We start from the raw sequence: 1270 nt of genomic DNA, 5'->3' as shown, positions 1-1270 counted from the left end.
TGAGCTTCCCCCCGTTTCACGGCCACGTGACCTGAGTTGGCCGTGGGCCAACGGGGAAGGACGTGTCTCGTGCCGCCACCTCATCCGCCGGAGTTCCGGCGCCGCGCTGTCGAGCTGGCCCGGACCGGCGACAAACCGGTCACAGTGCTAGCCAAGAGCCTGGGCATCAGCCAGTCCTGCCTGAGTAGTTGGATACGGCAGGCAGACGCCGACGAGGGCCGCGGAGACGGCCTGACGAGCGCGGAGAAGAAGGAACTGGTCGAGTTGCGACGCAAGGCCAGGCAGTTGGAACTGGAGAACGAAATCCTCAAACGGGCGGCGGCGTATTTCGCCCGCGAGAACGTCCTCCCAAAATAAAGTACTCGCTGGTCCGCGAACTCGCCGATTACGACATTCCCGTAGCGGTGGCCTGCCGAGTCCTGGGCGTCTCCCGCTCCGGTTACAAGGACTGGCTCGGCCGGCCCGCCTCGATCCGCGCACAAAGCAACGCCGAGTTGTTGAAGCTCATCCGCGCCGTCCACACCGACTCCCGGCTCAGCTACGGCGCACCGCGTGTCCACGCCGAACTGACGCTCGGGCTGGGCGAGCGAGTGAACCACAAGCGGGTCGAGCGGCTCATGCGCGAGGCGGGCATCCAGGGGATCTACCGGCGCAAGGGCCGCCGCAACCCGGTCAAAGAGCCCACCGAGGAGGACCTGGTCCAGCGCGCGTTCGACGCCCGGGCCCCGGACCTGCTGTGGGTCACCGACATCACCGAACACCCGACCGCCGAGGGGAAACTCTACTGCGCAGCCGTTCTCGACTGCTTTTCCCGCCGCATCATCGGCCATTCCATCGATATCCGCCAGACCAGCGCCCTGGTCATCGATGCGATGGCTGCATCGGTCGCGCGCCGCAAACCACAGGTCAACTCCACGATTCTGCACTCTGACCATGGGGCGCAGTTCACGTCTTGGGTGTTCGGGAAACGCCTGCGGGATGCGGGGCTGCTCGGCTCGATGGGCACGGTCGGCGACTGTTTCGACAATGCGATGATGGAATCGTTCTGGGGAACGATGCAACTCGAACTCCTGGACATCAGGAGGTGGTCAACAAGAGCTGAACTCGCCGCCGCAATGTTTGAATGGATCGAGTGCTGGTATAATCCATTCAGAAGGCATTCCAGTATCGGAATGCTGAGCCCGGTCGCCTTCGAGGAACAACACCGCACCTCACCACCGACCGGCTGACCCATCTCACCCCAGGTGGCCGTGAAACGGGGGGAACCTCA

2 protein-coding genes are annotated in these 1270 nt (G+C 64.1%); both read left to right on the top strand.

All coding sequences use genetic code 11. The features are described 5' to 3' along the window. Window positions 1-69: 69 nt before the first annotated feature. A complete protein-coding gene (locus tag ABD296_RS49320) occupies window positions 70-357 on the top strand; it encodes a transposase (protein ID WP_344285437.1) in 288 nt (95 codons plus the stop codon). Window positions 358-404: 47 nt separating this feature from the next. Continuing rightward, entirely contained in the window at window positions 405-1229 is an 825-nt protein-coding gene (locus ABD296_RS49315) for an IS3 family transposase (protein ID WP_344285435.1), read from the top strand. Window positions 1230-1270: the final 41 nt, after the last annotated feature.

Source organism: Actinomadura napierensis (assembly GCF_039529375.1).
GTDB classification, from domain to species: Bacteria; Actinomycetota; Actinomycetes; order Streptosporangiales; family Streptosporangiaceae; genus Spirillospora; species Spirillospora napierensis.
The sequence above is the reverse complement of the archived record's forward strand: the minus strand, read 5'-3'. Positions and strand labels throughout refer to the sequence as shown.